This is a genomic window from Clostridium sp. AF32-12BH, from assembly GCF_003477935.1.
In the GTDB taxonomy this organism is placed as follows: Bacteria; Bacillota; Clostridia; order Lachnospirales; family Lachnospiraceae; genus Brotaphodocola.
Genome location: NZ_QUEH01000007.1, coordinates 171,965 through 197,284, shown reverse-complemented (window position 1 = coordinate 197,284; position 25,320 = coordinate 171,965). Strand labels below are relative to the sequence as shown.

Below are 25,320 nucleotides of genomic sequence, written 5' to 3'. Positions count from 1 at the left end.
TTCCTCACCTCCTCAAATATTTTTACATAGAAATAGGAGCCACCCAATAACAGGTGACTCCCTTTATTTTAACGATAACCTCTACCAGCCTTCTGAATATCTCTAAACATTGGGCCAGTAGCATACTTCTTCATTTCTTCCGGAAGCATTTCTTTAATTGCGTTGACAGTGTTCATATCAGCATTTCCGGCAATAGGAATATTAATATTAATATTCTGAGCCATACTGTTATTAATCATAGGAACGTCAGTAGCGAGACTGCTCTTCAAATCATCAACGAACATATTCGGATTCTTTGAGAAGTTCCAGAGATTATCAGTCATAGCCTTTGTGAATACAGTTTCGCCGCCATGATAATTTCTAAGCATCGTTCCGTCATCTGCTTCTATCAGCTCATATCCGTCTTCACCTTCAGCGTGCCAACCTTTATCAGCAGATTTCGTTCCTTTGCGATATCCAACTTTAAGACCCATTGCCTTTACTTGGTCATAAGTAAGTTCTTTCCCGTCATACACACCATTGTCATCGACATAGTAGTATTTGTTGGAATCGTTCTTATCTTTAACGACCGAATCAGTCAGCATTGCGCCATTCTTATCAAGATAATACCACTTGCCTTTATCCTGTACCCAGTCGGACTTAACCATATAACCGTCTTTTTTCTGGAAATAGCGCCAGTTACCGTCGTACTCGTTATTCCAGCCTTCAAACATATAGCCGTCGTCACCGAAACCATACTGTTGACCTTCAATGGTGTAAATTCCACCTGATACATAATCTTCATTAGAGTTACCATACCAATAACGACCGCCGGAACCTTTGTGCCATTTACCTTCGCCAGTTACGTCTTTGAATGACTGCGTTCCGTCACCAGAACCAGAAATTCCATAGTCAGCCAACTGTTGCATAGCGGAGATCAGTTCTTCGAGAGGAGAAATATCAATATTGGAAATCTCATAGTTGATATTTGCTACCGCATCACCGATTGCATCCGCACACAGATTTGCAGCGCTGGAACCAGATTCCCACGGTGTAGTGAGATCTTCGGTCGCAGACAGATTATATTCGTCACCATACTGGTTTAACACCTTGTAGGCGGTCTTATAATTTGCTTTGACCTCGCTCAGATACTTATTGATTGCCTTTTCCTGAGCGGCAAGATTGGAGTCGAGTTCATCCATCTCGTCGTTCTTTTCTTTTTCGTAAGCATCATAAGCGTCATTGAGCATCTTTTTCTGTTCTTCCCGATTATGATCATACTGAGTATTGTAAAGGTCTTTCTGAGCATCCGCTAAATCATTTTCCAACTGTAATCTCTGTGCCAATTCCGCACCGGAAGTAGCACCAGAGAGAGCAGCAATTTTCTTCTGCAAAGTAGTGATATTTTTCTGTTTCTCATTGATAGACTCGGTATAGTCATGCAAATCCTTTTCAGCATCGAGAGCTTCAATGGCTGCGTCGGTTTGTTCCTTACGAGCATCAATTTCAGCTTGGATACCTTCCTTTGCAAGAGAGATAATAGCATCACGAGCATCTTTGGTTGCACTTACAGCGGACTCCTGGGAAGAACGGTAATCGGAGAGCATGGAATTGTACTCGTCCTGGGTGATAAGCCCAGAATCAAGCGCATCAGCCAACGACTTGATTGCCTCATCATACTCAGCCGCTTCCTGTTTTGCATTGGCTAACTGCTGTGCATACAGAGCCATCTGAGCAAGACCACGATCAGTCAATTTACCAGTTTCATCTACCAATTTTGTATCTCCAATGAGATCGGTCATAGTGGAGATAGTGTTATTGATAGAATCCATCTTGGATTTGTAATCAGTGAGTTCCTTGTAAACAAGATCCTTCATCTGATCCTTATAGTCCTCAACTGCCTGTGCAGCGGAAACCATGTTTTGCTTACACTGGATCAACTGGTCATTGTATTTCTTCCATTCATCCGAACCTTCTTTCAGATTCAGCTTCTTCATCTTTTCGGCAAGTCGATCATATTCCTCACGGGCATTCTGAGCGATTTGCTTCTGAGTTTCGCCAAGAGCGATATAGTCATCAGCAACAACTTCCATGGTACCGGAAGCCTTGTGCCAATCCAGAATTTGAAGCTGAGTATCAAGCGGTTTGGAGAGAACATCATTTAACTGGTCATACTGGTCGATGATGTTATCCAATTCAGAGAGAGCAGTTTCCTTAATCTCTTTGTTAAGGTCGGAAATCTGCTTGGTGCAGTCCTGTGCCTTATCATAGAGATCCTGATACTTCTTAACCTTGTCAGCAATATCCCTGTCTCCAATCTCCTCTACAAAATCATCACCATTTTTGATGCGATTTATGTAGTCTTCTGAAAGACCAATTTCATTAGCAGACTTCATGTAAGCGTCGGACATCTGCTGAAGGATTTCGAGCTTCTGAGTCATTAAATCGAGGGCAGTATCAGTCTCGGCATTCTTGTCCTTGTAGCCGACAAGCTGTTCGATGTTTGATTTGGTTGTCTCAATTTTCTCATTAATGATATTAATTTTCCGTTCAATCCAATCGAACTCAGTGCCTTCTTTAGAACCAGAGCCTTTATTTGAACCTCCGGACGATTTTGCACCAGTAGGCTGATAAGCAGCCATGGTCTTTGCTTGTTCCTCAAAATCTTTAGCGAGATTTTCAGCCATATTAACAATCGAATCATTTCTCTGTTTATAGGCATCGCCGTAGACTCTGTGTGCATAGGTCAATCCACCATTTGCACGAAGAGAAGCAGCTTCCGCATCGGTCAAGGTATTTCCATTTTTATCTGTATAGAACGTATGATATCCAGAACCAGAAGCATCAACCGACAACCCGGCTGCGTCCATAGCCTGCATTTCACGTTTCGCTTGGTAATATTTAATCCACGCGTTTGTAGCAAGACCAAGAGTGTTTACGATAGCAGCGAGAGCGGAAATATCGCCTTTCGGGTCAATAGCAAGGTTAGATGCTAATTTCTCAGCAGCATACAACATGAATGACCGTTTAGCTTCATCCGTACTTTCGCTTTCATCGGCCAGCTTAGAAATAGAATCTGCAAGCTGATTTCCTTCTTCTTCGGTTGCGGCTGTCAAATCCATAGTCGCCAACGCTACGGCTGCGTGTTTCTGAGCCAATTCCGTCTCAACCAGAGCTTCGGAATTTGTGATGCCTAACAACTCTAAATATTGCTGCGCCGCCGCCGCATTGTCATCATTCAGATTTGTAATTGCATCAGAATTGTAGACATAGGCAGTTACTAACTTATCCAGAGAAGCTTTGCAAGCATCGAAATTCTTAGGCGACTTCGCAATGGTCGTCATAAAATCATTGTACTCATCTTGAAGTTCCGGGATATTAAAATTCTTGGTGAATTTAGAATCCGTGAGAGAAGAGAAGTCAAATGGCTTCTTATTATTCATTTTATCATAAATCTTCTCTAAAGCTTCAAACCCGTCACTTAACGCACTGATACTATCAAGTTCCTGACCAAGAGTACCACCGCGATTGATGACATTGTTCTGCTTAAAATATCTTTTCCTAGCTTCCGTTGCATCATCACATTCGGAACGAATTTTATTCCACTGGTCAATTTCTTCCTGTGTATCAATTTTCGCACGCTTAAACCAACCGTCCCAGTCATAATTCTTGTCCTGGTCGCCATATTGAGTTTTGGTAATATTAACGGCATTGGTATAATTCCTTGCCAAATCGTCTGTTCCACCAAAACCAAGCTGAACTTTTAATTCTACAGGATTCTTATTCAACAGAGTTGCAATCTGCTGAATCAGCGCATCTACATACGAATTTAATTCATCCGGCGCAAGGTCGCTGCTGTCTAAATTCAACAATTTATTGAAAGCATTTACAACCTGCTGATGCACTTCATCATTCTCGCCCAAAGCTGTTAATGGCCCAAGTATTTCAGTATAGATATAACTAAATGGATCATCACACATTTGATCTACAACATCTGACTGTAATCCTTGAACAAGCTGTACGGCAATATTTTGAAGCGCTGGGTCAACATCACCTAATTCTTTAAATGAAGATTTCGACTTCATTGCAGATACAAGCGAAGAAATGAAATCCTTCCACGCTAAGTCAGATGCGCTAGAATTGGAAGCTTGCTCTGCGATAGCTGTTCCCAAAGAATCCTTCAACTCGAAAGCAACCGATCCTGCTTCATCTTTAATTAAAGCACTCAAGGTAGTTTTTTCATCGTCCGTCAGAGTAACAGCATTTAAAACAAACTGAAATGCAGTTCCGTCCGCACCACTATAAGTCGGAGTAAGAGCAGCAGGAGATAATATATCCTGATATTTTAATTTATTCTCTGCTGATAAGTCATTATAAAACTTATTTACAGCATCCTGATATATTTTAAGACGTTTCAGATCGTTTTCATTTCCGATATTACCATTGAAAGAGAAAATATCATTCAGGTCTGGATTCTTAAAATCCTCAATTACCTTATTGGTTTCTTCGGCTTGTTTCTTTAATTCTTCAGCAGCAGCTTGCGTTTCCTGTATCTGAACCTTTACGCCAGCATACAAATCCTCAATGTTTTCTGCAATCTTATAGTTCTGTAATTCTTCCTCTTGCTTTAATAACTCTTTTAAGTCTTCGGAAGCAGCCCTTCCATTCTGACCAAGAGTTAAAACAGCATCGCCATTTTCATTAATGGTAGAAATAAGCTGCGGGAAAGCATCGCCAAGTTGTTTATTGATATCAAGAAATTCCTGGTAATCATCATTGCTTAGACCAACATTCTCCAAAGTTTTTAAATTCACACCTTTGGAAAGCTTTTCATAAGAACTAGCCACATCGGAAACTAATTGTTTCTGGTTATTAAAAGCATCACGTAAATCTTGGATACTGTTTTTAGCTTCATCGGAAGCCTTTTTAATATTCTCAATCCTATGAGCAAAATGATCCCACACTGCATACGCAGCTCTAAATGCGAGAGCGGCAACCAACGTAACACCAAAATTTGTTGCTGCGTTTAATAATGCCCTACCTAAATTTGCAGTCAATGACGATACGGTTGTGATATGAGACTCTAAATCTCTAATCGAATTGCCACCATTATCTACAGATTTAAAGAATTGGATCGCTCGTTGATTTGTCGTGCCAATCTGCTTACTCCATTCTTCCCAACTCTTGATATTATTCGCAACATCGGGCGTCATATTCCCTATTGCTTTGTAAGCATCTTGCAGCTGTCTTTGTTCACCAAACTTTTCACGAACATAATCTACAATACTTGATGTAACTTTTCCACTCTCCGTAAAGTTTACTACTAGAAAAGAAAGTGGTATAATATCTCTAATAAGATGCTTGGACAAATTATTAGAGGAGGTATTGTATGCTGATCTGCATGAATTGTTGTGAACTAAATACTGATGAATCAACCGAATGTCGACATTGTCACAATAAACAGCTGGAAAAAATAATTCAAGATGGTAATGGTGAAGTAAAAATGAAAGATGTATTTGCCATCCATAATGTAACCAGAGATCCAAAACTGACAAAGGAACTCATTGAACTGAAATATCACGACCCAGATGAATATGAACGCCGGATTTCGCAAATGCCGAAAATTCCACCTAAAGCCAATTATCTTTCTCAGCCAACTGTAAAATGTCCGTATTGCGGCGGAACTAACTGCTCAAAAATCAGCGGCATGAGTAAAGCAGTGTCAATAGGATTGTTTGGTCTGTTCAGCGGTAAGATAGGAAAGCAGTGGCATTGTAACGGGTGTGGAAGTGATTTTTAGTGGGATGGTAGAAGATGATTTTGGTATTTTTATTGGTTTGCTAGGCGTTGTACGCGGCTCTCACCGGAGATCCGTCGCTCTTAGAAGGAATAATTAAAAATTTAGGAATTCTTGTTCTTATATTCGTAATATTATTTATTGTTACATTACCGTTTATGGGACACGAATAGGATATAGAAATAGGCGGACTATTACGATCCGCCTATTAAAACGTTTCCATGTATTCCACATCACTTAATCTAAAGACAAAATATCTGTCATATTCACCATTATGATCGAGATATGCATCTATTTTACACGTTGTCCGATCAACTTTGGAATAGCAGGTAATTGCAAAAAATGGGTCGACTGCTCCGTCTTCGTGATATTTATACGATCCAAGAATGTAATAATCTCGTCCCTTAAGGTATACTTTGATATTAGTACCGTTTTTGTAATCAATCACTTCATCCCAAATAGTAGTGTTTAAGTTCGTATTAAAAAGCTTGATTAATCCATCCTGAACATGTTTACTTTTAAATATGATAATCAAAAATATAGATGCGACCAAGCATACAATAATAGAAGCAGCTGACATCATAACTGGTTTAGTTAATAAATCAGAGTAAAAAGATCCAATACATACATATGAAGCATAACTATATATAATGCTTAATATCGCAAAATTAAGATCTTTAATTTTTAAATTTGTGAATTTGCTTACGAGTAAAAGTCCCATACATCCAGGCACAAAATACTGTAGGATTAGTGGGATGTTTTGAATTAGCTCTATAATATCTTTAATAAAATCATCTCCTTATGGATTCTGTTGTCTTGGCTTAGTTTCGCTATCTTTATCAAGATTTTTAATAGTAGTAGAACCTCTGTTAAAATCTACTCTGGATTGTGGTGTTTTCTGAGAAATCTCTACAATTCGCTCGTTATTAGAATTGTTTTTATTTCCGTTCTCGCTCATATTATCTTTCTCCTTTGTATGTTTTATATATTATACATCTGAAGCTGATATGAGGCAAGTAGCACTTTTCGGCGGGATCGGAGCGATTGCCGGGTTAAAAGGAAAGAAGTCGAAAGAGTATCTTGTCGCAATCCAGTGGAAAGACGGAGAGAAATCTTTAATCTGTATTGACGACGATTGTTATAAAACACTGGTTAAGTGTATGTTTTAGGGGGATAATACAGAAGAGTAGCGAGGCATTGCTACTCTTTTTATATACAAAAAACTGCTATATGTTTCCACATAGCAGTTAATATTCATAGGGATGATAAAAGTGACTGGTTAGCACAAACAAAGTCTGTACAGGAATGAGTATGCTTTTATCATATATGGTTGCCTAAGAGACCCGAAGTCATTCGAAGCAACTGCACAAAATACAACGAGAGGCATCTATGGCTCATTCAGATGTATTTTCAATGCGAATATATAATATCAAATAAATAGAAAGTTGTCAAGTGTTTTTTATAAAACTTTTTTCAGCCCAAATCTGTCATGTCTATCTATATTTCCATTATATGCACTATTTTTAATATGTGTGTAAATATTTAATTCTCGTTGCTGTTTATTTTGAAAATTTCTAGCTACAGGATTTAATACAAAATCCGCAAGCTGCAATCCAATATTATTATCAATTTTCAATGGAAAACTAATGGAACGCAAATGTTTTTGCATTAATTCTGAACTGAGAAACAATGTTCCGTTTTCTTTTATCATACTATAATGTTTTTCCAATTCATAATCTACATTCATATCTCTTGATTCAAGATAAACACTTCCAGTTCCTTTAACATCAATTAGGAAATGTACGAAATTTTCTAAAACAATTTGTAATGTAATATAATATTCGCTATCCTTTTCTGTTTTTGTAGGATAGTATTTTGTCAAATTTTCCATTTCTACACCAGCACACAAAGTATGTAAATCGCTATCGGCATATATATTACCAAGTTCAGTCCAAAATTGAACTTCTTTTTCTTTTGATGTTCCTAATTTTCTAAAAGCACCTTTTTTACCCCTGGCTTCATTTTCATGCAATACAACTGATGTATTTCCAAAAATATGACTTTTGAATGCATTTACTCGCTTTACAAGTTCCGTTCTATAATAATTTTCTTCCACAAAGCATCCACCAATACAGAAATGTTTATACTCCTTATTTGACTTCAATTCATCAAGAAATAAAAAATAATTCGCCATATTACGCTCCGATCTTTTGTATATTATCATTATTATACTCCAATGATGATAATAATACTATCAGAACATATATTCGATATTTTAAAAAATTATCAAAAACTGTGGAGAAATCGAACACATGTTTAGTATAATAATAATAGAACGATATACAGGAGGTAAAACGAAAATGATGTTAATGGAACAAAAAAACTTGAAGCTGAAAAAGGAGGATAAATAGAAATGTAACAATTTTTTAAAAATACAAAAGAAGGAGGATGAATTCTTATGAAAGGCAATTATGATATTAACATCTGGTTTGTTATTGCAGTAACTATTTTGATTCTGGTAATCAAATACGCTTAACAAAACGAAAGAGAGCCAGTTAAGGCTCTCTTAAACTTTATTGTCAGTCTTTTTTCAATAACTCTTTGACTTCATCGAAAGTCATTCCATTTGCTTCAATTAAGTCATTCAGCTCTTCGAGTCTTTTAGTTTTTATCTCCTTTTCAATTTCCTTTTTCGCTGCTTTTAACTCAGTGAGAGATGATTCCATATTGTTAATTTCAGCTGTGATTTTATCTAACTGTTCTTCCAAAGTATAATTTTTACGTCCTCTTGCCATTATCATTCATTCCTTTCTTTGAAGAATATTATTGACAAGAATAGATTAGCATATACTGCCAGTTTTGTAAATATTGAACAAATGTTCTGAATGCAAAAATTGGCAAATTATAGTAGAATAAGTTCATCTGAATTATATTCATAAGACCACCAAATGAATGTACTTGCGGTAATTCGGTCGGTGTGGAGCCGGTGGTAGTGTTTTACATGAGCCGAAAGATGGTACATCATGTGCCAGAAAGGACGTTTCTAAGTGATTAATTCACTTCTAGGGTATTCTCCCATTTTCACGCCTTTCTTGTATGTCACGTACAGGAAGGAGGTGAAAAATGAAGAGAAAAACCAAACTAATCAAATATATTGCAAGTCTTGTGAGTATAACTTCTATCTCAATCGTGATAGTTGTTTGTGCCGACGTACAGCGCATCCACATTGCACTGAACCCAGTCACTACAACTATTGAGTTCGAAGCGAACTTCTATGACAAGCAATAACTACAATCACTAAATCCAATCATCGGCTAAATCAATTTCTTCATTATTTAAAGTTTCTTTATTCATGGAGTCGTCTCTATGGCGGCTCCATTCTTTTATTCTCTATATGAATTTCCAAGCTTCATATAAAGTTGTGTGATATGTACTAAGTAGGGCAGTAGTATTAACTACTTTCCGTATCCCTATTCGCTTCTCAGGAATTTCTCCCAGGTGGATCATGTATATTGCAATCGAATATAATTACGCCTATATCCGATCGTATCTTGTCAGCCTCTCGCACGATATAACATCTCGAAATCACACTTTCGATTAGCATTTATAACGTGTCGGGACTACCGTTTTCGTTTCCTAAGTAAACACACACCTATGTTTCCATAAGCTTTTATTGCAGTGTGCGACGACCTATTTCTAGGCTACGGCTTCCCCCGATATTCAACATTTTTAGAATATAAAATTCTAGGTACGGATTGCTCGATGAACGGCATCAAATCGCAATATATCTCTATTTTGATTATATGGCATTATTACATAATCTCATAGAAATAGGCTGGTAAACTTTAGTTAACCCCGAACCTTTTGCTCCGGCTATTCCGGCTAAAACAGAGAAAATTGTTCCCTGTTTGAAAATACCTGTAAATGATTTTACGACAGATAACAAATCATTTAAAATGCGAGTTAAATCTGTCAGAAATTCAGCATCTACGAAATCATTGACAACGCTTTTCCATGTATTGCCAAGCGTATTTAACTCACCAGTTAAGTTATGAGCAGACTTCTGAGCCTCGACCATGGCACTTCCAGAACCGTCGCCATAATCACCAAGCATCTTATCAAACATTGTCATGTTCTGAAGCAATGCTGCCAGCTTCGAAGCCTGGTATTTGCCCGCTACATTTGTAAGAATTTCGGCTCTTAATGGATCGTCTTCATCAAGTTTTGTAAATGTATCAGCCAAGTCTCTCAAAATCTCAATAGGATTTCTAAGTTTTTCTGCTCCGTTAACCATTTCGGTCATAGAAGCATTTGCCTTATCAAGAGTTTTAACGATTTTACTTGAAGATACGTTCTGTAAGTTGATTAAGATAGACTTAATACTGTTTCCGACTTCTGAACCGCCAGATTTGGTAACAGCTTCAATAGTACCAATCATTGCTGATAAATCTTTTATGGAAACCCGGTAACTGGATGCTACTGTGCCAGCTTCCGACATAGCTTCTGCCATATCTTGCATGGCAACAGAGTTTCGGTTGGTGATTTCGTTTTGTCCGTCGATTACATCATTAATCTTTTCTGCTTCACCGTTGAACTTATAAGCAGCATTAGTGGCAATGACATAGTTATTTGCCAACTCAGCAGTCATATCACCTGCCGCCTGTGCAAGCAATGACTGTTTCGCCATGGATTCACCCTGTTCACCATAGAAACCAGAACGGGACATTTCCATAACGCCTCTTAAATAATCAGACGCGTTTTTACCATAATCACTTGCAGAATTAAAAGCAGCTTTCCCAAGCTTCTGCAATTCCTCAGTAGTCATATCTGAGGTTTTACTGATTTCTGTAATAATATCGTCAAGATTTTTAAATTCTACAACCGCTTCCTTTGTCTTATTAATAGCAGTCATAAGAGAACCAGTTGCAAAACTCCAACCACCAAATTTCTGCCAAGCATTCTTGACTTTATCAAACACTGACATTCCGAGCAAACCTTCATCTCTGGCGGAAGATTTGACACTACCGAAAGTATTCTGCATCGAAGTAAATTCAGCATTTGACATTACAGAACTAAGGTCACGCAGTTTATTGATACATTCCTGAATTGTTTCACCGTATCTTCCCATGGCTTTTGTATTATTGTCAGCCCATTTTTGCATAGACTCAGCCAGATTAGTTCTTTTCAATTCAGCAACTTGGTCATTGGTTTTATCATATTCTGCTCGCACTTGAGTAAGGATATTTTTACTGGTTTGAAGTGCTTTTTGATATTCTTTTTCAGCAGAAACTCTTTCATCACCCTTAGTAGACTTAATCTTCTCATAAGCCTTTTGAAGCTCTACCAAAGATATTTTGTATTGTTCAATCTTTTCTGATGATATAGAATCGTCAAATTTTTTTGCTTCGGATGTCACCTGTGCAATCTGAGCGGAATAAGCTTCGGTATCAATATTATACTGAATCTGTTCCAACTTGGCATTAGTTTTATCATAAGCATCCTGCAATTTTTGTTGCATCAGATACTCTTGATTCTCTAAATCCATTCGTTTCTGAATATCCCAGTTTTCAGGTGTAGAAGTTTGTGATTTTGCTTGACGGTAAGCCTCTTCCTGTTTCGAGATTGCAGTAGGATAGTAGTAGTCAGAATCCTTGTTTGAGCCAATTTTAGCATACTGAATTTTTAAATCATATAATTTCTTTAATTCTTGATATGCCACATCATAAGCATCAGCTTCTTTAACAGAAGATTCTTTTACCTGTAATCCAGCCGCTTTAGCAGCTTCTACAAACGCCTTGTATTTCTCATTGATAACACTTAATTCACCAGGAGTTTTTACGTTTTCAAGTTCATTGTTCAAACTTGTTATGGATACTTTTGCTCCATTAATATCAGCTTCAAAAGTTGAGAATTCTGAATCAAGATTCTGCAAACTTGTTAAAGTTGATTTTAAACCGTCGGCTTTTATCTCTACCTTTTCAGCTTTATTCGCTTCATTAACGGAAGTTTTTAATTTGCTTAATTCTGCATTAGCAACACGAAGAGAATCTGTAAATGCATCGAGACTGGCTTTATCTGTTATGTTGTTCCAAGCGGTTTCAAGACTTGATCTTGTTACTTCTGTTCCGTCGTATCTTTCAGCAACAGCTTTGTACTTCTTATAATTCTCGCCCGCAATCTTTTTACCAGATACGAAGTCAGTACCCTTTAAACTACTAGCAACATTTTCAGCATTTCGGTATTCTTTGACCATATCTTTTAAGATACTTACCTGTCGAGATACCTCATTGTACATATCGGTGAATGTACTCTGATTTGCATTTTTCAGATTTTCGATAGCAGTCTGAACTTCACCGTACTGATTATTTAATTCCGCAATGTTTCCAAGGTCTTTAATTGGCTTTGAACCGTTTTTGTCTAAATAACCCTTTTGGATAGAGGCTGATACGTTCTCAAAACGACTAACTGCCGTCTTTTGTTTATTAATAAAGTTATCAGTCTGCTTATTAACAGTATTCATTGACTTGGAATACTGACTCGCCACTTCTACAAAACCACGAATAGGAATCATATTACCTTGCGTATCTTGAGTGACACCAATTTGTCTCCACGCAATTGTTTTTCTGATAACTTCATTCAAGTCATTTGTATAAGTAACTGTTGCCTGGTGAAGTCTTTCAAATGTCGCATTCACATTCTCATCAAAGGCGGTTCTAGTCTGTATTTGAACATCCTTTAATTCACCTTTTCCGTTTGTCCACTCCTGAACTAACTTCGACATTTCAGATTTAAACTGATTAGATGTTTTTGGACTTACTCTAAAATATTTATCAATGCCCTGTGAGGAAAGTGCTTCGATGCTTTTCTCAGCAGAATCAGAGATAATTTTGCCAAGCTGTTGACCTGCATTCTGAGCACCACTTCGACCGCCACCGCTAATATTAATATTATTAATCTGAATACTCTGTAAAGCATTATTGACCTGATTTACCAAATTTGTAAGAGCAGAAGCGGAGATGGTGACATCATTTAACTTCATACTCAGATTCTCAATCTTGGTTTTTAAATTGTCCAACTGACTCTGATCAATCTCAGCATTCAGTTTCAGTTTATCTAATTTCTTCTGTAAATCCTGTATATCACTATTGATTTCTGTTTTGGATTTATCCGGGTCTAATTGGGCGACTAACCCAATGTTAAAATCTGTATCTGCCATTATATTCTCCTTTCCATTCGCTCTAATTTTTGGCACAAGAATAGGAGAGTAGCTGTGACACTGACTCTCCCAAAGTTATCTGATCGGCATTCCGACCTTTTTGCAATTTGTTTTAAAAAGTTCTATGACTCCGCCGTATTTGGATTCGATTTCGTCCAAAGCTTCGTCAAAATAATTATGGTTGCCGTCAATAGTTCCACCGTGAGAACCGCTGTTCATATACTTCAAAACGTCCAAACCAGTTGCCAGAACATTACGTTTCCATTGTGGATTTCCGGCGTACTGAAAATTAAGATAATCCGTACTCCAACCGACTTCAAAACTCAAACTATTTCCATTTTGTTCCACTGGAAAACCAGTTAATTCTTCCAGAAGTTGATATGTACGGCTGTAATAAACCGGCTCATTTTTCGGTGAATTATGAAACACTGGTTCCTCGTAGTATTCAACTACCTTATCAGAAACAATTTCAAAAATCTCATCACGGGTCAGTTCTAAAGCCTTGATTAAATATGGTTTTAGAACTTTCTGTAAATCATCGAGATTACTTATAAAGCGGCTCATCGTTTTTCTCGCCGTCTTTCTTATCTTTCTGATTTTCGTCATGGATAATCTGCGCGAGTTCATGGATAAAGCTTTCCTGCAACTCCTGTACAGACTTACCCTGCATTGCAATATATAATTTCTGAATCGTTTCTGCGATTTCACTCTGATTTGAAATCAGTGTTTCAATTTTGGTATAGAACATCAGTTTTAATCTAATTTCTGCCGCTTTCATTTTAAAATAATTAATAATCATCATAACTCAATCACTCCTTAGCTTTCTTTTTCTTCTTGGCATCACGACGCATTTTCTGTAGCTCGTCGTATTCAATCCAACCAGTTGCTTTCGTCCAGGATAACCACTTAAAGTCGATGTCTGGATATTCATGGTGGAACATTTTCTTTTTTATTCTGGCATCTGCCGTACTCATTCCCTTAGTATCAATTACCTCGAAATGACCGTCGGCATAGTATAAATCAAAATCACTGATATAATTTATTTCTCTTATTGTCTTTCCCTTGTATTTGAAAGATTCTTGTAGTTTGTATTTTACCTGTAGTTTGTAGTCCGTGAGCAGACCACTTTTCATTCCCGGCACAACAACTTCTTCGTAATACCTCTTCTCTAACTTGCTCATAAATGTCAGAGTTTCGCCAGTTTTGAAATCAGCAGACTGCCTATCTTTAATTCCTTTGGCCGTTGTTGATACCTTGAATTTTGTTCTAGTTTTTGCTATTTCTGATTCACTTCCTCATAAGAAAAGGACGATTCCAATATAGAAACCGTCCTTTCCAGTTTTAATTTTCTTTCAAATTTTCCGTAAACTGAGCCTTATAATACTCAGCCACAATTTTCATAGAATCATCTACAAAACCATTGGTCATGTGATTTTCTCGGAGAACATTTTCATATTTCTCATAAATCCGGTACACATGGTCAAAGCTTTCTCGATTGTATTTTCTTCCACCCATAAGAGCGGAAGAGAAGTCTAAGATTTCCCAACGCTGCTGATCAATCGTTGAGTCTAACTGGCTTCTACGAATGTCTTCAACACCCTGAGCAATTTTTGTTATTTCCTCGTACTGCCACTTGTCATGTTTTTCCAACATGGCGATACGTCCCTCAATAGATTCCTTTGCTTCATCAGCCGCCGTTTTTATGCCAAACTTATGTTTGTACCAATCACGAATCTCGAAAAATTCTTTCACAGCTACCAGAATAGCGAAGAATCCTAAAAGGATAGTCTGATAATTTAATCCAAACAGTTCAGTGATCGCTTCCATACGCCACCTACCTTTACTTTGGCTGGTCGTAAGTTAAAGCGTCTTTGCTGTCGCTCACGCCCTTCGTTGTCGGGTCGGTTACTGCGTTAAATAAAGAAACGAGTGCCATAATAACAACATACGGATTACTGATTGCCTGAACGAACGTATTCCAGACAGCACCCCAAGTAGTTAGGTCACTTGCCTGTAAACCAAAATAGGTCAGTACAGGTACACATACAGAAATAACTACCTGTGCCAAAAACATAATATTCTTTCTGTTAAATCTGACTTTCCAGTTGATATTCATAAAGCTACCTCCACAGATGTAAGGAAAACAGTAGACTTGCTGGACTATTTTTCGTCATCTATGTCTGACACCTCATCACCAGTACGTCATCTATTTTTACGGTGGTCATCTCCACCAACCTAACTTTCGTATTTTTTATCTCTATACATTTCCGCTAAGGCAAGCCATAATGTACGGGTTTTCTTATATTTCCAGACAGAAATCCCGTCTTCATTTGTATAAACCCATTCATACCGAATGCCTTTGCGTTTCAAAAATAAATATTCGTCGAGAAAAGAAGTGTGATACTCTTTGTCCCATTTATATTTTCTTTCCATACACAAACACGTCAATCGTAAAAAAATGGGATATACTAAACTAGCAACCCCAGATTGCAAGAGTGTTTAATATACCCCACCTCTTATCCAATCTGCTCTCTTTCTTCAATATTCTTTGGTTTCTTCTTGTAAACAATTTTAGAAACCGTCTTCTCTTCTTTAACTTCCGGCACATCCTCAACCGGAGCATTCATACAAGCCGAAAAATCATCAGCCTGTTTCTCTTTATTTCTTGCGGCATCCACCATGGCAAAATACTTTCTGCCACATTCAGGAGAACATGCTACTGTGCGCCAATGAAAAGCAGTGTTGTCGTTTTCACAGTCTGCACATGGAGTATACCATTTTCCGCAAGCTTTACACTGTTTTTGTACTTTGTACATCGGTATCGCTCCTTTACAAGAATATGGGAGGGCGTGAAACCCTCCCGAATGGAACACTTACTAAAATTAGTAAACGATGAACTCCCACAGGTTAGACTTGCCGCCGCAACCACCAGCGAGAGACTCAGCAGTAATGGAATGAACTACCGGATCATTGCCGAAACTGAACTCAAACTCGCCACTGAAATCAGCTCTGTTGATAATGTACTGACCATGGTAAACCTTGTCACACATATCCTGGCAAGTAACATCAATATACATTTTAAGAGTCTTGCTATATACATCAGACTCATTGGTAATCTTTGCAGAGGTTACTTCCTCATCGTAGAACACAACGATCTCAGTACCGTCCTCGATATCACCAGTATGGAAAGTTAAATCTTTTCCTGCAAAAGCAAACTTATCAGCAGTTTCAGCATCAGCAGCCTGCTCATACTTCTTACCAAGAGTGCCGCTTGCGTTCTTCACATAAGCGTAACCAATCTCTGCGCCAGTAGTGCCAACCGGAGTGCCCTCGATAGTTGCCTTGTTGCTCTTTACGGTTGCGATTTCGGTCTTGCGAACCTTGAAGGTGCCATGCTCAATCTCAGAACCAGTCTGTGCAGCCATAGCACCACCTACGATAACACCGTTGGTAGCAGTAACGGTAACTGCCTTGTTTCTCTTTAAGGAACCGATCTTACGACCTGCCTTACCAGTTACATCAACTTTTTCCTCAGTGTTGCTGATAGAACCTTCTGTAATTTCATCCATGACGAACTCAAGTTCATTTGCATTGTTGAATGTAGTAATCTGATCCATAGAGACCATGACTAATTTGCTAACATCAATATCTGCCATTTTTATTCCTCCTTTTTTGCGTATAAAAATAAGACCTACAATGAGGTCTTTAATCTAATTGAATCCAAGACAGACAGGATTTATCTGCCAACTTTGAAGTATCTACCGTCCCGGCATAAACTCCAATCATCGTGTTATCAAAGGCAATTCGAACCTGTGATTGCTTGAAACTTTGATTTAATTTATAAATCGAAAGGTTCATCGTTTCTTCGTAGTTGTACTTGAATTCTTTTGAATTTACTAATGCAAGTACCAACTTCTCCAAATAAGAAGAGTATGGTTTTTTCGCACTTCGTTTCTGTTTCTTGCGCTCTTTTTCGAGCAAATACCGTTTTGCTTCTTCATTACCTGGCTTAGAACGCACTTTCTCAAGATTATGAATTTTCCGCAAAGTGTCGGCAATTTTGTTATATACAAACTCATCTATAATCGTTCCGTTTTCCTTGGAATACAGCACCGGAAGATTATTTTCCACATTTACTTTTACCTCATAAGAAGCAGTGTCCAAATCTCCGAAAATAAGAGATAAGTCACCTTTCCCTAATGTCGGAAAAAGCAATAGAAATAACTCATAGTCAGTAATTTCCGTGTAATCTATATGCATATCATCAAGCTGCACCATATACTGAAAAGGAGACATGGTCAGGTGATATGCCATAGAGTAATAGGACTGATCATTATCAAGAATTTCTCCAACGGTCGGAATGCGGATATAGATTTTGTCTGTAACATAGATTTTGTCAGCTTCAAGCCAACTGTGACCGTCACCCGCATAGATTCTTTTTTCTGGCTTCTCATGAATAGCATTCTTTTTCTCATACTGTTCAAGAGCCAACTTCTCCAACAGAGCAAACAGTTTAAGCACCATATTTTGCTCCGTTCTTAAAATCCTTTACTGTAAATTTCAATAAACGACCTTTAAAATCTTTATGTGGGAGATAAGGCACATTGGATACTAACTGCATAGTATTGCCAATGCCGAGGATATCAGATTGAGAGAAAATATCATCTAATGCGCAAGTAACTTTGTCGTACCATAAATCAAGGCTATGCTTGTCCATTCTTACAACAGCTTTATGGCAGACAACATAAAAATAAACGGTAATATCTTTAAAAACATTATTTTTTGTATCGAGGTATGCAACCATGTCGAAGTTTACATACTTATCGGTACTGGTTATCGTATCTGGGACAAATTCATGTGGAAATGACTTATTGTAAGGAATTGTCTCAGCCGGGTCTTCGGAATCTTCTTCGCCAAGCAGTTTTACCAACTCCGGTGAATCTACAATCGCTTGGAAGATTTTCTTCCGATATTCAATTATTTCATAACTTCTGGCTTTCCCCATTCTCCAATCACTCCTTTACAAAAAGCCCTCTACGATAGTTATGTTTGTTTCTGCAAGCACTTCTTTTTTTTGTGATAATACCTGCAATAAAAAAGAACCGCCAATGCAGTTCTCATCATCAATCCTAAATTGGATCTTATTTTCAGTTTCAGTTTTTGTTAAATCATAATCTGATTTTATATTCCATTTAAACGAGACGTCTTGAACTTCGTTATTGGATTCGTCATAGAACTTTACAGACCAGGACTTATTGCGCCCAACACGAAGCGTAGAACCTCCGGAAATAATAGCGGTGACTTTTGAATCTTCTGGTGGAATTTCTGGAACAGACGGTTGAGTGGGAGAGAAGTAGTCACAAACCCAAACATGCTCACCATTTGGTTTTTCGATATACTTATCAGTTTTCTCATTATAAGAATCATACGATGCAGTTAAGGTCATTAATGCACCTCGACCAAATGACAAATTATTTGATAAATTCACCTTTTTGTTTGTGAGCTTATATACATCTGGAATTTCCGCATCTTCTAAATCAATAACGAATCTTTTATCTCTTCTCAATTTTTTGGTTTCATTATCAACTGGCAGCGTTAAGCCGTATTGATTATCACCTACAATAATTGTCTGATTTCCGTCTACGCCGGAACTGTATTTGGTAAAATCTTCCGTATAACATGGTCGTTCAACCAGTTCTCCGTTATCATTCAACCACCTCAAAGTAGTGGTACACAAATACATATACCCATTATGATATGTTTTATCATCTGGATCTAAAGAATATACAATCCAACATTGATTTCCAAACATAACATAGTCTCCTAAATTAAATGGATATTCATGTTTGGATTTAATTTTCTTTTTAAAAGTATTTCCATCCGTATCTTTTATAATCAAAAGTTCAAATGGTTCACCGTTTTTAAGTACCGTATGATAGTCAATTGTATCATCAAAATACCTATTCACTTGCCTGTTTAATAAATATAAATCCGTCTCTTGTTTGCTGCTAGATTTATAAGTATCATTAATCTTTTGGAAGTACCTTATATCCATAAGCACCTCCTACGAATAATCATACTGACTATGATCAATCGTTTTTCGTTGTCCAGTTTTTCTATCAGTTGATATATATTTTGAGATTTTATTGATGTTTTCCTGCTTTATTCGAGAAAGCATATCCTCAAATGTTTTTCTTTCCGTAGCGGGAGAGAACTGATTCAAGTCAGAAGGAGTCATTCTGATTTTAAATGCTTTTAATAAAGCTTCATCTCGTTCAAAATACACCTCATACATAATAGAAGCGAGGAGTCCAACTTCACGTTGAGTTAATTCAAAATTAAATCGTCTTACTTCTATATCATAATCGTAAAAATCAACTTCCGGTTCACATCTCGATGTCAATAAATCTATTGCATCATACAGATAACCAGTTGCCTGTTCCGTAACAAGTTCTTGTACTTGCGAGACAGAAAGATTATAATGTTCAAAGAAATCTCTATCCTTTTCAATTTTATGAAGCAGACGTTCAATAACCAAATCAAAGGATGTGGTCTGTCCCATAAGCACCTCCTTATTATACAGTCTTTTTAGGTCTACCAGTTTTTCTTGTGGTAGTCGTTGCAGGTTCTGATTCAGAAGTTGGAGCAGCATTGCTATTCTGAGAGGTCATCATCTGCTCCATCATTTTTCTCATCTCCTCAATCTGAGCCTGAAGAGAAGCGTTCTGTGCGGATAATTCTTTTACTTCATCAGGAGTTGCATAATTCTGAGTGTCTTTCTTTGTTAAAACAATAGAACTATGTCTCTGCCGTTTTCTCAGTTCATCGTATCTCTGATTTACGATGCGAACAACTTTATTGCTAACATCAATACCTTCGCTGTTCAGCTTAAACATAGCAATTCTAACTCTGTCAAAGTAGGTCTGATTTTCAATGTCAACGATTTTCTGCAATCCATCTAAAGTTGGATTTAACAGAATCTCTTCAATATCACTATTGGACAGAATATCTTTCCAATTAGCAATACGCAGCTCTTTGAAAACCTCTTCCTTAACATCTTCATCGAATGTCAGCCAACCAGTCACAATAACATCCGTGTTGCTTGCAATATACTGCAATTCATTTAAGGTCATCGGGACAACTGACGGAGTTTTACCGTCGCGAGAAGCATTGAATTTATAATGCTCCTTGGAACTATCAACAAAAACTTCATTTTCGTTGTAATTTAATACATTAATATTTTGAGTATCTAATTTAGACACGAATCATCCATCCTTTCTGATATTGTAGGTTGGATAATACATATCCAATTAACCTACCCAAAGTTATACCCATTTATAAAAAAATAGGAAAAGGCAGCCGGGTAAACTGCCTTATCGTGAGCGACACTATTTCCTATTTTTAACATATTCTAATTGCCAGATTAGTTGGTAAGAACAATCTTTGCGCAATTCTCAATATTGGTAATACCAACAGAGTAAGTGAAGTCCTTAACTCTGATGATAACCTTCTCGTTAGAGTTATCCATATCCTCATAGGTATGTAACTCACCCTTCATATCCAGAGCGCCAACCTTGCCAGCTACACCAAAGATTCTAAGATCCGGAAGCATCAGCTGACCTTTACCAGTTTTCTTTGCGCCAGAGATAGAAGCGATTCTTACACCGTCAATGAAATTAACAAGACCATATCTATTGAACTCGTCCTTCATTGCATCACTCATATACTGAGTTCTACCGCTCATACGACCAAGAGCCTGTGCATATTTGCTCAGACATACAGCAACAGCAGACGGATCACGATCTAACAGATACAGGTTGAATGCGTCAATAGCGTTCTGGGTCGGTACTTTACCACCAGCGGTAATTAACTGCTCACCACCAACGATTGCATTATCAACCATGGAGAATACATCGTAGAAGAGTGCGTTCTGTAAAGCTTCCTTTGCATAAGTAGTTAAGGTGGCAACAGACTTAAAGCCGTTCTTTCTTAAATCAACATAAGAAAGGTCAGTCTCAATCTGACGGTTCTTTACGATCGGCTTTACAGCACTGAAATCAATGTAGGAACGATCTACAGTACCACCCTTAGCAGCTTCGTGAGCTTCCAGAGTGTTCTTCGGAGATTTAATGAACTCCTCGTCATCAAACTCACCAATAGAGCCTCTATCAAACATAGAATCAAGCAGCTCATCCGGTGCATTGTAAATTTCCTCATTCACTACACGATTTACGAATGCAGCGATTTCGTGGTCGTTATCTTTTCCGGTTTTACCGATCTCGCGGCACCAAGCATCAGAAATCTCAAAAATCTCTTTTTCCTCATTGGATAAATTTCTTTTATACTCAACTTTTTCAGCGACATCATACATTACGCCAGGCTTTTCCATAAGCTCAGCAACTTCAATCTTTAAAGACATAAATCTAATCCTCCTTAGTTTTCTTTAATTAAGCGTTTGCAACAGCGGTATCGGATACCTCGATCAGTGCAAGCTCGTGACCATTATCATCGTAAAAACTCTTGAATACATACTTAGAAGCTACACCAGAACCTGCTTTTACAAGTTTTCCCTCGGTATTTGCAGCAACTCTAACACCAGCTTCCAGACCAGCTTTTACAAACTGATCAACTGCAAATCTCTCGCCAACAAAATAAGCAATCAGTTTACCAAACTCATTCTCTTTCAGAGTGGTAAAATCTGCTTCATAATCAGACATATCGCCTCTAGTGCAGTTGATTCCGCTCGGAACACGCTCTTTATCTACGAAAAAGATATCTGCTGCGGTTTCTGCATCAACGAATTTAAAAGTTTTGTTGGTTTCATCCTTCACAACCGGGGAACCAGTCATAATAGTTTCCTCACCAGCCTTGTACATGGAATTTGCTGGCTTATCTTTAGTTACCTGTAATTCTCTTAACATAATTGTTTGTCCTCCTTACTTTCTTAAAAAGTTTCTCATAATTGAAGCCTTATCTACGACTTCATCATCTTCGTTGTTCAAATTAGACGCTACGTGAGTCTCTTCTTTAACAGCAGAAACCTCAACATTAGACTCGTCCTTTTTATCAAAAGAAGCAGCAAGTCTTTCACCGACGATTGCCATTAAAGACTTCTTATCTAAGTTATTTACATAAGAAGTAAACTCCTCAGAAGCCTCGATTTCCTCTCTGGTAATCTGACCAGATTTAACAACAGAAGCAATCAGATTTTCTTTCTTCTGATTTAATTGCGCTGTAATCTTTTCCTGCTCCAACTGATTAAATTTATCCTTATATTCAGCTAATTCCGCATTCTCAGCTTTTAAAGTATTAATTTCAGAACTGGACTGAACAATAAGCTCATCTTTTTCAGAAATAGTTTTTTCGTATTCGGCAATAGCACTGTTTACTTCTTTAACAGATACAGTTAAGGAAACCTTTTCTGGTTCAGAAACAGTAATATTATCTCCTTCAACAGAATAGGTAAATTTCAGAAAATCTAATTCTGATTCACCATCATATTCACACCATACCTCGTGATCTTCTGGGAATAAATAAGAAACCCAACACCAGTTATTGTATTTTGCTCTGCAAGCATCGTTGACTTTTCTTCTTAAATCATAAGATGTAAGAGCAGAAACTTCAGTTGAAACCTTCTGTTCCTCGCTAGTGTTTTCATTCTCCTCGGCAGTATCAGTTGTCCCTGGCTCTTTATTTTCTAAACTAGCCACTTCCTGATTTTTCGCTTCGGAGTTTTCTAATTCAGAGTTTTCTACAGTTACATTATTTTCAGTAGATAACTCTTTGTTTTCATTGTCTTTCAAATTGGTATCCTCCTTTTCTTGATTGTTATTGCTCAAGCCATTTGCTAAAATATCTTGAGATAAAGCGTCTGCAACCATTAGTTCTTGTTCAGAAATTGCAGACAAAGAAATTGCTTTTGCCGTGCCAGAATATGCAGGAGTTGTAGTAGAACCCAATAAACAATCAGACATAAAAACATAATCGGTTAATGTTTTTACACCTCTGTCATAAGTGTAGGATAGAGTTTGAATTTCCCATGAACTACCTAATCCACTTTCAGATTCATACAGTCTCTTAATGGCATTAATTAAATTTTTATTTCTTTTCCAAATTCTCTTCTTTGCGTATAAACATGGAAGAGTCTTTGTTTCACCATGCACCGTAACAACTTCTGTATCTTCGATCCATACATCCGTATGAACTCCAACACTATCTGTATCGAAAACAACTTCACCATCCGGTGTGACATGCATTTCGTGAGATCCTAAATCATCAACGCCATTAATCTTCCTATATTTTGCCTGGACTGGCATATTGATAAGAGTTTGTGCGCATTGAAGCGCATGTTCCTCATTATCTTTATATGGAAGCAATATATGGTTCAGGTTTTCATCATCGAAATAGCACATTCTATTTGTTAATTCCAGATACAAATCATTCTCAGCAATATCTATAGTTTGGCTCGATAAACAAATCGTTTCAGAATTCATTTATTTGTTCACCTCGCTTTCTACACCTAACGTAATACCGAATTTTTCAAATAACTCAGATTGAGATATTTTTTTTTGATGTAATAAAAAAGCAGTGGCATTACCACTGTCATTAATCACAATTTTAATTTTCTCTCCGCAACAAGGACAATTTACAAAGTAACTATTCATTATTTATTACCTCGCGCATTTTTATTGTACTCGTTGTCATAATTTTGCTTTCCTTGCGTAGTTTGATCATCACCAGCCGGGCGACCGCCTTGATTATCTGTCGTATTACCAGAATTTGTATAAGCTGTCAGTCTCGGAGCAAAAATATCATCATAACCAAGCTCCTTCTCGGATTTTCGCTTTTCGGCTTCGTCTCTTACATCAAGACCAATCAATCCGAAGCAAGTCTCTAAGGAAGCATTTAATGTGCTGTAGCATAAAGAAGCTAAATCCTTTTTGATTGACATTTCCAACTGTTCAGTATCAATTACCTTAACATTGGGAGTGTATTCAACTGGATAACCGTTATCGATCAATATTTGCCGATACCATTTCTTCAAAATAGATTCCAACTGCTCAGAGATTGCATTAATAGTACGCATAAGCTGAGTAACAGAAATAGAAGCGGTTGACACGGACTGAGATCCGCTATCCATTAAGAACTGAATTCCAAGAGTAGAAAGAACTTTAGACCTGTAAATATTATAGGTATCCTTTGAGGTCATTTCTACGGACGGCTCAACATAAGCAATGGATTCTACCGTTGGCGGTGAAGTTACCACAACAGTTGATTGTCTCCATGCAGACATGAAGTTTTGATGAGCATAAGCCAATTCGGAAAAGAAGTCTTTATTATAATCTTGACCCATAACTTCTTTTCTCATTTTTTGATGAATAATTTTCTTTCCTTTTGCTTTGCTGTTGATACGGTCAGTATTTGCAAAAGTGTCCAGCATATTTAGATCTGTATAAGCTCTTGTAATAGGAGACACACCGTATTTTCTATTCAGGTTATTAATCCTAATTACCCCTGTATATTTCGGGTCAAGTTTTGCATATCGCTCTTTTGCGATAAAAGCATCGTATACTTCTTTAGGATAATTTGCTTTTACCTCTTCATCCATATTGGCAAAAAAGAGTGCTTGGTTTTTCTTATTTTTCTTATAGGTTTTATTCAATCTGGAACGAAGTGCAGATACATCAAAAAGAACTATAGGATCACCATTAACATTATAATCGGATATTTCGCATACACCTAATGGATAAACATCCACTGTGTAATTATCCTTATTATCATGGCGCAAATAAGAGATCCAGTTTCCCTCAATATATGCCGTAGTGATCGCATTTCTGGTCAACTGTTTTGTTTTGATACCGTCATTCACGTCTTCTATGAGCTGTTTGCATTGAAGAAGATGCTTCTTTTTGTTTCGTCCTTCTTCTGCCTTGCCATAAGTAATCTTAATTTCTGTATTAATATTCGTGTCGATAGACTCAACCGTTTTGCCAACAATGTCATTCTTGTTAATAAGTTTTCTATTGTAGGTATTTATCCTCATAACCTTTGTGAGGTTATTTTGAGTATTGGTAAGGAGATCATCTATTACATCCACTGTGAGAGAAGCAGTAGAAACAGAACCGTCATTTAAGTACACAGAATAATTATCATTTTTAGGGTCATATACACTTAATGCATATGACAATCTACGCTGATTGAAATCTTCTGGTGTAGTTGCAATAATAGTTCCGTCATCTGTCTTTGACGCAAAGATAACATCAAAATCAGACGCTTCATTGTGCTTGTAAAAATCTTCTGAACTTTGAATTTTATTTCCCATTTCAAT

Annotated in this window: 26 protein-coding genes; 3 read left to right on the top strand and 23 right to left on the bottom strand. The window is 37.3% G+C overall.

Going from position 1 to position 25,320, the window contains the following annotated elements; translation table 11 throughout:
- Nucleotides 1–68: 68 nt before the first annotated feature.
- Nucleotides 69–5,348, bottom strand: coding sequence for a hypothetical protein (locus DWZ40_RS09215; protein ID WP_118542757.1), 5,280 nt, complete (start codon nt 5,346–5,348; stop codon nt 69–71).
- A 20-nt stretch (nt 5,349–5,368) separates the two neighbouring features.
- Here DWZ40_RS09215 and DWZ40_RS09210 point away from each other — a divergent pair, with 20 nt between their 5' ends.
- Nucleotides 5,369–5,779: a hypothetical protein gene (locus DWZ40_RS09210; protein ID WP_118542756.1), complete on the top strand. Its 411-nt coding sequence runs from the start codon at nt 5,369–5,371 to the stop codon at nt 5,777–5,779.
- A 205-nt stretch (nt 5,780–5,984) separates the two neighbouring features.
- On the opposite strand, the gene DWZ40_RS09205 is transcribed toward DWZ40_RS09210, so the two are convergent.
- Both DWZ40_RS09205 and DWZ40_RS19535 read right to left on the bottom strand, forming a co-directional pair.
- The gene (locus DWZ40_RS09205) at nt 5,985–6,497 is read right to left on the bottom strand and encodes a hypothetical protein (protein ID WP_118542755.1); all 513 of its coding nucleotides are present in this window, start codon (nt 6,495–6,497) and stop codon (nt 5,985–5,987) included.
- A gap of 78 nt (nt 6,498–6,575) precedes the next feature.
- Nucleotides 6,576–6,734, bottom strand: a complete 159-nt coding sequence (locus tag DWZ40_RS19535) for a hypothetical protein (RefSeq protein ID WP_182431694.1) — start codon at nt 6,732–6,734, stop codon at nt 6,576–6,578.
- A gap of 49 nt (nt 6,735–6,783) precedes the next feature.
- Between DWZ40_RS19535 and DWZ40_RS19530 the strand changes: the two genes are divergently transcribed.
- Nucleotides 6,784–6,945, top strand: a complete 162-nt coding sequence (locus DWZ40_RS19530; RefSeq protein WP_182431693.1) for a hypothetical protein — start codon at nt 6,784–6,786, stop codon at nt 6,943–6,945.
- Nucleotides 6,946–7,235: 290 nt separating this feature from the next.
- On the opposite strand, the gene DWZ40_RS09200 is transcribed toward DWZ40_RS19530, so the two are convergent.
- Entirely contained in the window at nt 7,236–7,970 is a 735-nt protein-coding gene (locus tag DWZ40_RS09200; protein ID WP_182431692.1) for a DUF3800 domain-containing protein, read from the bottom strand.
- A 385-nt stretch (nt 7,971–8,355) separates the two neighbouring features.
- A complete protein-coding gene (locus DWZ40_RS09195; protein ID WP_118542753.1) occupies nt 8,356–8,571 on the bottom strand; it encodes a flagellar export protein FliJ in 216 nt (71 codons plus the stop codon).
- Between the two features lie 328 nt (nt 8,572–8,899).
- Here DWZ40_RS09195 and DWZ40_RS19525 point away from each other — a divergent pair, with 328 nt between their 5' ends.
- The gene (locus DWZ40_RS19525) at nt 8,900–9,064 is read left to right on the top strand and encodes a hypothetical protein (protein ID WP_182431691.1); all 165 of its coding nucleotides are present in this window, start codon (nt 8,900–8,902) and stop codon (nt 9,062–9,064) included.
- Nucleotides 9,065–9,575: 511 nt separating this feature from the next.
- Here DWZ40_RS19525 and DWZ40_RS09190 read toward each other — a convergent pair.
- The 18 genes from DWZ40_RS09190 to DWZ40_RS09110 all read right to left on the bottom strand — a co-directional run bounded on the left by DWZ40_RS09190 (nt 9,576) and on the right by DWZ40_RS09110 (nt 25,314).
- Nucleotides 9,576–12,992 (bottom strand): phage tail tape measure protein, encoded by a 3,417-nt coding sequence (locus DWZ40_RS09190; protein WP_118542752.1) that lies wholly within the window; start codon nt 12,990–12,992, stop codon nt 9,576–9,578.
- Between the two features lie 75 nt (nt 12,993–13,067).
- Nucleotides 13,068–13,556 carry a hypothetical protein gene (locus DWZ40_RS09185; RefSeq protein WP_118542751.1) on the bottom strand — a complete coding sequence of 163 codons (489 nt, stop codon included), beginning with the start codon at nt 13,554–13,556 and terminating at the stop codon, nt 13,068–13,070.
- Nucleotides 13,537–13,794: a hypothetical protein gene (locus DWZ40_RS09180; protein ID WP_118542750.1), complete on the bottom strand. Its 258-nt coding sequence runs from the start codon at nt 13,792–13,794 to the stop codon at nt 13,537–13,539. Before DWZ40_RS09180 ends, DWZ40_RS09185 begins: the two co-directional genes overlap by 20 nt.
- A 7-nt stretch (nt 13,795–13,801) precedes the next feature.
- Nucleotides 13,802–14,182 (bottom strand): DUF1064 domain-containing protein, encoded by a 381-nt coding sequence (locus DWZ40_RS09175; protein ID WP_279220649.1) that lies wholly within the window; start codon nt 14,180–14,182, stop codon nt 13,802–13,804.
- A 151-nt stretch (nt 14,183–14,333) separates the two neighbouring features.
- Nucleotides 14,334–14,819 (bottom strand): hypothetical protein, encoded by a 486-nt coding sequence (locus tag DWZ40_RS09170; RefSeq protein ID WP_118542748.1) that lies wholly within the window; start codon nt 14,817–14,819, stop codon nt 14,334–14,336.
- Between the two features lie 13 nt (nt 14,820–14,832).
- Nucleotides 14,833–15,108, bottom strand: coding sequence for a phage holin (locus tag DWZ40_RS09165; protein WP_118542747.1), 276 nt, complete (start codon nt 15,106–15,108; stop codon nt 14,833–14,835).
- Between the two features lie 400 nt (nt 15,109–15,508).
- Nucleotides 15,509–15,808, bottom strand: a complete 300-nt coding sequence (locus tag DWZ40_RS09160; protein ID WP_118542746.1) for a hypothetical protein — start codon at nt 15,806–15,808, stop codon at nt 15,509–15,511.
- Nucleotides 15,809–15,874: 66 nt separating this feature from the next.
- Complete coding sequence (locus DWZ40_RS09155) at nt 15,875–16,648, bottom strand: hypothetical protein (RefSeq protein ID WP_118542745.1); 774 nt, start codon at nt 16,646–16,648, stop codon at nt 15,875–15,877.
- Nucleotides 16,649–16,697: 49 nt separating this feature from the next.
- Nucleotides 16,698–17,516 carry a hypothetical protein gene (locus tag DWZ40_RS09150; protein WP_118542744.1) on the bottom strand — a complete coding sequence of 273 codons (819 nt, stop codon included), beginning with the start codon at nt 17,514–17,516 and terminating at the stop codon, nt 16,698–16,700.
- Nucleotides 17,506–17,997 carry a hypothetical protein gene (locus tag DWZ40_RS09145; protein WP_118542743.1) on the bottom strand — a complete coding sequence of 164 codons (492 nt, stop codon included), beginning with the start codon at nt 17,995–17,997 and terminating at the stop codon, nt 17,506–17,508. Before DWZ40_RS09145 ends, DWZ40_RS09150 begins: the two co-directional genes overlap by 11 nt.
- Before the next feature lie 15 nt (nt 17,998–18,012).
- Entirely contained in the window at nt 18,013–19,047 is a 1,035-nt protein-coding gene (locus tag DWZ40_RS09140) for a hypothetical protein (RefSeq protein WP_118542742.1), read from the bottom strand.
- A 9-nt stretch (nt 19,048–19,056) separates the two neighbouring features.
- Entirely contained in the window at nt 19,057–19,554 is a 498-nt protein-coding gene (locus tag DWZ40_RS09135; RefSeq protein WP_118542741.1) for a hypothetical protein, read from the bottom strand.
- 13 nt (nt 19,555–19,567) lie between these two features.
- Nucleotides 19,568–20,254, bottom strand: coding sequence for a hypothetical protein (locus tag DWZ40_RS09130; protein ID WP_118542740.1), 687 nt, complete (start codon nt 20,252–20,254; stop codon nt 19,568–19,570).
- 161 nt (nt 20,255–20,415) lie between these two features.
- Nucleotides 20,416–21,411, bottom strand: a complete 996-nt coding sequence (locus tag DWZ40_RS09125; RefSeq protein ID WP_118542739.1) for a hypothetical protein — start codon at nt 21,409–21,411, stop codon at nt 20,416–20,418.
- A gap of 28 nt (nt 21,412–21,439) precedes the next feature.
- Nucleotides 21,440–21,913 (bottom strand): hypothetical protein, encoded by a 474-nt coding sequence (locus DWZ40_RS09120; RefSeq protein WP_118542738.1) that lies wholly within the window; start codon nt 21,911–21,913, stop codon nt 21,440–21,442.
- A 15-nt stretch (nt 21,914–21,928) separates the two neighbouring features.
- Nucleotides 21,929–23,485, bottom strand: a complete 1,557-nt coding sequence (locus tag DWZ40_RS09115) for a hypothetical protein (protein ID WP_118542737.1) — start codon at nt 23,483–23,485, stop codon at nt 21,929–21,931.
- On the bottom strand, nt 23,486–23,656 hold the full coding sequence (locus DWZ40_RS19520; RefSeq protein ID WP_182431690.1) for a hypothetical protein: 171 nt from the start codon (nt 23,654–23,656) through the stop codon (nt 23,486–23,488). It abuts the gene before it with no gap.
- The gene (locus DWZ40_RS09110; RefSeq protein ID WP_118542736.1) at nt 23,656–25,314 is read right to left on the bottom strand and encodes a hypothetical protein; all 1,659 of its coding nucleotides are present in this window, start codon (nt 25,312–25,314) and stop codon (nt 23,656–23,658) included. Before DWZ40_RS09110 ends, DWZ40_RS19520 begins: the two co-directional genes overlap by 1 nt.
- Nucleotides 25,315–25,320: the final 6 nt, after the last annotated feature.